Here is a 6,464-nt window from a genome sequence, read left to right on the forward strand (position 1 = left end):
GACAATGTCTCAGGTGACGTATCACCCCAGAACCTCGGTCTCGAGAAGGAATTCAGTTCCCTTCACGTCAGCCGCGGTCGCTTCACGGGACCGTTGTTTGACGCTTCCGCGGCCGTGTCGGTGGGGGACCCGGTCGTCGACGCACTTAGCGCAAAAATGACTAAGAGGTATGCCACCGCCCATCCGTTAAGCCTCCTGGCTTACATTGAAGGCAATCCAATGGTCCCAGATGATGTGTGGAGACCTGGCGTAGATAGCTATCTTCAGACATTGGGACAGAACTGCCAATTTGAGTGCATCTACATCTTCAACCTGCAGACAAGTAGCGTAGAGCGCACGTGGCTTAGGGATGTATAACGGAATAAAGTTAGATGGTGCGAGGCCCATAGGATGTGCTGAACAACGTGAAGCGCATCGATAGCGTAGATAGTCGCTCGCTCGTTTTAAACGCTTTTGTTTCAATCGTTTCGCTGCCGCGAAGGCTGGTTTAAATGTCGGGTTTCGGCCCGACAGCCGAGATACTTTTCTTTGCTTGTCCAAAGAAAAGTATCCAAAAGAAACGACACCCCATGCCGCTTTGATCCTGCGCGCCTGCGGGTTCGAGCGGGGTTTTCGGAAGGGCTGTCCTAGCCCTCCGAAAACGCGCGGCATCCCTGCCGCGCCCCAGCCGGGCAACTCCCGCTCAAACCCTTCGGTGCTCGGCGCGGCATCAGGGAACAAAACCCATCGCGGTAGCAACGTTGTTCAATTAATTCGCTTAGCCTAGTCGGGATTGCCTACCGTTCGAGCGGGTGCGTGTAGTTCTGGAGTACAAACCTAGGTTTGTACTCCGAAGCCAGGCCGGGTTTGCCGGGACGCGCTTTCATCGTTCCCACGTTCCACGTGGGAATGCCGTTTCAGACGCTCTGCGTCGTCTTGATACAACGATACGCTGCCGCGAAGGCAAGTCTGAATGTCGGGTCTCGGCCCGACAACCGAGTTTCTTTCTTTTGTTTGGCCAAAAGAAAGAAACCAAAGACAAATCCGCCGGGAGCGGATTTGGACGCCATCGGCGCACGAAGTGCGAGCGCCTGGATGGCGCGAGTCTGCAGGCCACCCCATGCCGCTTGAGTCCTGCGCGCCTCCGGGTTCGAGCGGGGTTTTCGGAAGGGCTGTCCTAGCCCTCCGAAAACGCGCGGCATCCCTGCCGCGCCCCTGTCGAGCAAGTCCCGCTCAAACCCTCCGGTGCTCGGCGCGGCATCAGGGGGACAAAACCCGTCGCGGTTGCAGTGATGACCAATTGATCTGGTTAGCGTGGTAGGGGGCATCTCGCGCGCGGTTCCGGTTGGTGCAGGAAGTTCTGGAGTACAAACCTAGATTTGTATTCCGAAGCCAGACCGGGTTTGCCGCGAGAGCGAGGTAGGAGTCGAGTACGGTTCGAGTCTAGCATGGTGGGCGGGTGTTTGTGTCCACGAGGATTGGAAGCCAACTTGTTTTGCGTTTCTCCTATCGGTGGTGCTCATGCAAACCGGCTATCCCGTCGATTTGTCTGCTTAAACCCCCCGGTGGTTGGCGTTGACAGTTGCGGCAAACGGGCATAAAAAAAGCCGTTGGGCTTTCGCCTAACAGCTTGATTTTATTGCTTATTCGATGGTGGGTCGTGTGCGATTCGAACGCACGACCATCGCATTAAAAGTGCGGTGCTCTACCGGCTGAGCTAACGACCCCAAGTCATTCGGACATTATATAGGTTTTTTTTATTAATGCAATCTTTTTGTAATTTTCTCGTATGGTCCGAAGTGCTATGAAAGATAGACCAGCCGATATGAAAACGCGCCCTGACTCCGGCTCAGGAATGGCGGGGTAAGGAAATGGGTTGGGATGGTATTTGATAGCTCGAATCAATTTATAAACCGAATCTTTTGCGCTATCTCGGTGTGGGTCTGTCGTGCGCGACTCGACGCGTTCGGCGAATTCAGGCACACTGACTGCCAGACCAAATTAAACGGCTGGGAGCGTGGGCAATGACGACAGAACCTTGCACGTACGTAATCTTTGGGGCGACCGGCAATCTGGCGCGGTTGAAATTGATGCCGGGCTTTTACCATCTGGAGTTGGAAAATAAGTTGCCGGATGGTTGTCGGATTGTCGCGGTTGGCCGCCGGGGCTGGGACAGAGTAACCTGGTTGGCTGAAGTGAAGGCGATGTTGCGGGAACGGGGGGCGGACGGCTTGGACGACTCGGTGTTTGCGCGGTTTGCTGAGCGGTTGGACTACCATCGTGGCGACATGGACGATCCGGCCTGCTACCAATCCCTGGCCGAGGCTTTGCATGGCCGGCCTCAATTTTCCAGAAATATTGCGTTTTACCTGGCGATCAGCCCCGGCGACTTCGGTAACGTCATCGAGGCATTGAGTCGGGTGGCCTTGTTGAACGAGGACGACGGCTGGCGGCGGGTGATCATCGAAAAGCCGTTCGGTTACGATCTGGACAGCGCGCAGGCCTTGCAAAAGCGTTTGAGCCGTTACTTGAGCGAGGATCAGATTTACCGCATTGACCATTATCTCGGTAAGGGCATGGTACAGAACGTGCTGGTGTTCCGTTTCGCCAACGTGATGCTGGAACCCTTGTGGAACCGTAATTACATCGACCACATTCAAATCACCCATGCCGAAGACTTGGGTATCGGCAGCCGCGGTGAATATTACGACAGCGCCGGTGCGTTGCGCGACATGCTGCAAAGCCATTTATTGCAGTTGCTGACACTGGTGGCGATGGAGCCGCCGGTGTCGATGGATGCCGAATCGCTACGCGACGAAAAGGTCAAGGTATTGAAATCGATTCGGCCGATTCCCAAATCGGCGGTACATGCCCATACCTTTCGCGGTCAGTATGCCAAGGGCAATATCGACGGCCATAAGGTCCCTGGCTATTTGGAGGAAACCAATATTCCGGCCGACAGCAGCACCGAGACTTACGCGGCGATCAAACTGCTAATCGACAACTGGCGCTGGCGCGGCGTGCCGTTTTATTTGCGCACCGGCAAGCGCATGGCCAAAGGTCAGTCGTCGATCGCGATCTGTTTTCGCCATCCGCCGCTGCAATTTTTCCGAGACACCCATGTGCATTGCATGACGCCGAACTGGGTGTTGATGGGTATACAACCCGACGAATGCATACGCATCGAGATGACCGTCAAGGAGCCGGGGCTGGAAATGCGGACCCGCACCACCAGTTTGGACGCCAGTTTCCGCCATCCCGACGAGCGGCGGGTCGATGCCTACGAGGATTTGTTGTTGGACGTGATGAAAGGCGACCGGTCGCTGTTTTTGCGATTCGACGAAGTCGAATACGCCTGGCGCATCGTCGATCCGATCCTGCAAACCTGGGCAATAGAGCGCGACTACATTGCCACCTATCCGGCCGGCTCCTGGGGGCCGGCCGACGCCAAGCGTTTGTTCGAGAAGGAAGGTCAGGATTGGCGCAGTTCCTTGCTGCCGGAATGCCGTTAGCTTGGTTGCCCGGTGGTTGAGGCCCGCCGGTCCGAATCAGTCTTTCGGATACACCAACACCCATTCGATGCGCGGTCCGTTCATTTCCTTGACGACAATGTCGAAGCGGTTGAAGGCGATGCGTTCGCCGACCTCTGGAATGTCCTGCAACTGCGCCAAAATCATGCCGCCGACCGAATCGACGTCATCTAAATCCAGTTCTTCGTTTTCGACATCGACGCCCAGTATCCGCTCCAGTGAGAAGATTGGCAGGCTGCCCTTGCCGAGCAAGCCGCCGTCCTCCAAACGGGTCCAGTCGCTCTGCGAGCGGGCGAATTCGTCGCGAATTTCGCCGACCAATGCCGACAGCAGATTGTCCAGCGTGATGTAACCTTCCGGTTTCTGGCCCTTCTGGCCGACCACCGCCAAGTGCGGCGCGCCCTTGGTAAAGCGCCGGAACAGCTCCAAGGCCGGCAGGTGCGCGGAAATATGCTGTATTGGTCTGAGATAGGCCTGCAAGTCGTCGAGCGGCTGGCCTTGCTGTTGGGCCAAAAACAAATCCTTCAAGTGCACCAAGCCGATTAGGTCGATCCGATTGTTGTCGAAATAGGGATAACGGCTATAGCCGCTTTCGCAGATGGTCTGCAGGATTTCCTCGGTGGGCTGCCCTCGGTACAACGCCTTGACTTCGTGGATGGGCCGCATCAAATCCGAAACTTCCAATTTACCGAAGTCCAGCGACTTGGCCAGCACATTGCGCTCGTCCTTGGTGAAACCGCCGCCGCCGCTGCTGGAACGCAGAATCAGCTTGATCTCATCGGTCGAGTAATGGCTGTCATGATGGCCTTCGCTACATAAGCCGGCTAGGTGCAGCACCAGATTGGAACTGGCGTTCAACAACCAAATCGCCGGATACATAATCCAGTAAAAGGCGTAAAGCGGTCCGGCGCTCCATAAACCTATGCCTTCGGGGTTGCGAATCGCCAACGATTTGGGTGCTTGTTCGCCGACGACGATGTGCAGAAACGAAATCGTGCAGAAGGCAATCGCAAACGATACATTGTGAATGAGTTCGGCCGAGGTGACGCCCATTTCGGCGAACATCGGTCTTAGCAGATCGGCGAAGGCCGGCTCGCCGATCCAGCCCAGGCCTAGCGAGGCGAGGGTGATGCCGAGTTGGCAGGCGGATAGATAGGTGTCGAGTTGTCTATGAACTTTGGCGAGAATTCGGCCGCGCCAGCCGCGGGTTTGTTCAATGGCTTTGATACGGGTTTGCCGCAATTTGACCAAGCTGAATTCGACGGCCACGAAAAAGCCGTTCAAACCGACCAATAGCAAGGCGCCGGCAACCAAAACAAGAGTGTTCATACATTTTTGAAAACCACAACGGAACGGCCATTATAGCCGATCGCGTTGCGTCACCGATGCTTGCTGCCCCTTCGATTTCGGGTTGCTTAGGCCGATCTCAAGCCGCCTAGAAATGAGAGCGCGGCTTGGCGGGTGCGGTTATGTTGATTGTTTGGGCTGCGCGCGGTGCATGGCGTGGGTGTGGTCTGGTAATGTTTCGCCGCGAAAAATTATCGAATTAAGCCCGCTGGCTGGCGATACCGGTGCCAATTTTCAATTCGGCCAGCCAGTTGATGAAGCGTTCGACATCGTTGCCCCGATAAATGGCGCCGTGTTGCGGGCAAAGCATGTCGATCTTGAGTCGGCTGACGCGTTCGCACCAGTCCAGTTTGGCCGACTCCGAACCCATCCAGCGTCGGTGAAAACCCTCGGCGTGTTGGATGTGGCTATCGAAGTCTTCAACAAACAGGCCGGCATTCATATTTGGCAGCAAGGCTGCTCCGACATCGCCGGAGAACAATATTTTCGCTTTGCGGTCGTAAAGTTGAAAGTTGCCGGAGGAATGCAGGTAGTGCGCCGGTATTGCTTCCAGTTCCAGGTTGCCTAACAGAAAAGTTGTACCGTCGTCGGGTAGCGCAATAAACGTATCGGCGTTGCCGCCAAAATGGGGAACGAAGCTGGTCCATAGCCGGCTTAGGTAGCATTTCAGCCGGGGGTTGAATTCCAGCCACAACGCCAGCGAGGAAATAATATCCGGGTCTTGATGGGACGCAAACAGGCCCACGATTTGGTTGGGGTTGAATTCGGTATCGATTGCCGAAAACACGTCGGGAAAAATCTCCATGCCGCCAGGGTCGGTGAGTATCGCTTGTTCGCCGTTGACGATCAGGTATTCGTTGGTATCGATTAAGTAGCTGGCCTTGGTTGGATCTCGGGCAATGGCGACCCATTTGTGCGGACCGTGTTCGTAGATAAATTCGAGTTTTTTCATCGGTTCAGTGCTCCAGCGTAGCCCGTAAGCTTGTCAATAACGAAACGATGTTGAGCACCGTTTTCTCGATTTGTTCGGCGATTTCATTGAGCACCTGACGCATCTCGCCGCCGTGCGCGGCCTCGATTTTGGCTGATCTGGCCAGGGCATTGCCGGCCTTGCAAAGTTGCAAGGTGCGTCTTGAATAGAGCGCGAGCTTTTCGATGTCTTCCGCAAAGTCATCGGTTACCGACAGCAAGGCCGCCGATTTGTTTTGCAACGGGAGTTTCATCGTCTGTTCGCCGCGAGGACTTTTGAGTAACGTTGTCATCAATAGGTGGTGTTCGCGACTAAGTTTTTTATAGATGGCGGCTTTTTTTGACATTGCATAGGTCAATTGGCTGAGTTGGATCATCGCGGTTTCCAGTTTTCGGCTGAAGAGTCTTAACTCCGAACTGACCACGCCGAATCCGAGTAGTCGCTGGCCGGAGGCTTTAGAGATCAGCATCGAATTGATGGCAACCAGATAGGATGCGGAAGAAATCCGCAAAATTTCCTTGATGTTCTCGTTTAGCGCGACTATCCGCTGCATGTCCAGCTGCGCGGAAATCGAATCTATCGGCATGGCGGTCAGTCTCCTGGTCAAATTGGCAGGGCATTCTACGCTAACGCGAGTA

General features: G+C 55.1%; 5 protein-coding genes and 1 tRNA gene. 2 read left to right on the forward strand and 4 right to left on the reverse strand.

The window, feature by feature from the left end; translation table 11 throughout:
- Positions 1-357: hypothetical protein (locus AC3B8H_RS16920; protein WP_488442718.1), on the forward strand; the 357-nt coding region annotated here is incomplete at its 5' end.
- Positions 358-1,630: 1,273 nt separating this feature from the next.
- On the opposite strand, the gene AC3B8H_RS16925 is transcribed toward AC3B8H_RS16920, so the two are convergent.
- Positions 1,631-1,706, reverse strand: a tRNA-Lys gene (locus AC3B8H_RS16925).
- A 297-nt stretch (positions 1,707-2,003) separates the two neighbouring features.
- Between AC3B8H_RS16925 and zwf the strand changes: the two genes are divergently transcribed.
- The gene (zwf, locus tag AC3B8H_RS16930; protein WP_488442719.1) at positions 2,004-3,491 is read left to right on the forward strand and encodes a glucose-6-phosphate dehydrogenase; all 1,488 of its coding nucleotides are present in this window, start codon (positions 2,004-2,006) and stop codon (positions 3,489-3,491) included.
- Between the two features lie 36 nt (positions 3,492-3,527).
- On the opposite strand, the gene AC3B8H_RS16935 is transcribed toward zwf, so the two are convergent.
- From AC3B8H_RS16935 to AC3B8H_RS16945, 3 genes are all read right to left on the reverse strand, one after another.
- Entirely contained in the window at positions 3,528-4,838 is a 1,311-nt protein-coding gene (locus tag AC3B8H_RS16935; RefSeq protein ID WP_488442720.1) for a hemolysin family protein, read from the reverse strand.
- 217 nt (positions 4,839-5,055) lie between these two features.
- Positions 5,056-5,808 carry an oxygen-binding di-iron domain-containing protein gene (locus tag AC3B8H_RS16940; RefSeq protein WP_488442721.1) on the reverse strand — a complete coding sequence of 251 codons (753 nt, stop codon included), beginning with the start codon at positions 5,806-5,808 and terminating at the stop codon, positions 5,056-5,058.
- A 4-nt stretch (positions 5,809-5,812) separates the two neighbouring features.
- Positions 5,813-6,464, reverse strand: a 652-nt coding sequence (locus AC3B8H_RS16945) for a hypothetical protein (RefSeq protein WP_488442722.1), incomplete at its 5' end; no start/stop codon positions are given.

The sequence above is a fragment of the Methylomonas sp. BG-2 genome (assembly GCF_057766305.1).

Bases quoted from the DNA above. Each gene is read 5' to 3' on its own strand.
- zwf (WP_488442719.1), top strand. From the start codon at position 2,004: ATGACGACAGAACCTTGCACGTACGTAATCTTTGGGGCGACCGGCAAT.
- AC3B8H_RS16935 (WP_488442720.1), bottom strand. From the start codon at position 4,838: ATGAACACTCTTGTTTTGGTTGCCGGCGCCTTGCTATTGGTCGGTTTG.
- AC3B8H_RS16940 (WP_488442721.1), bottom strand. From the start codon at position 5,808: ATGAAAAAACTCGAATTTATCTACGAACACGGTCCGCACAAATGGGTC.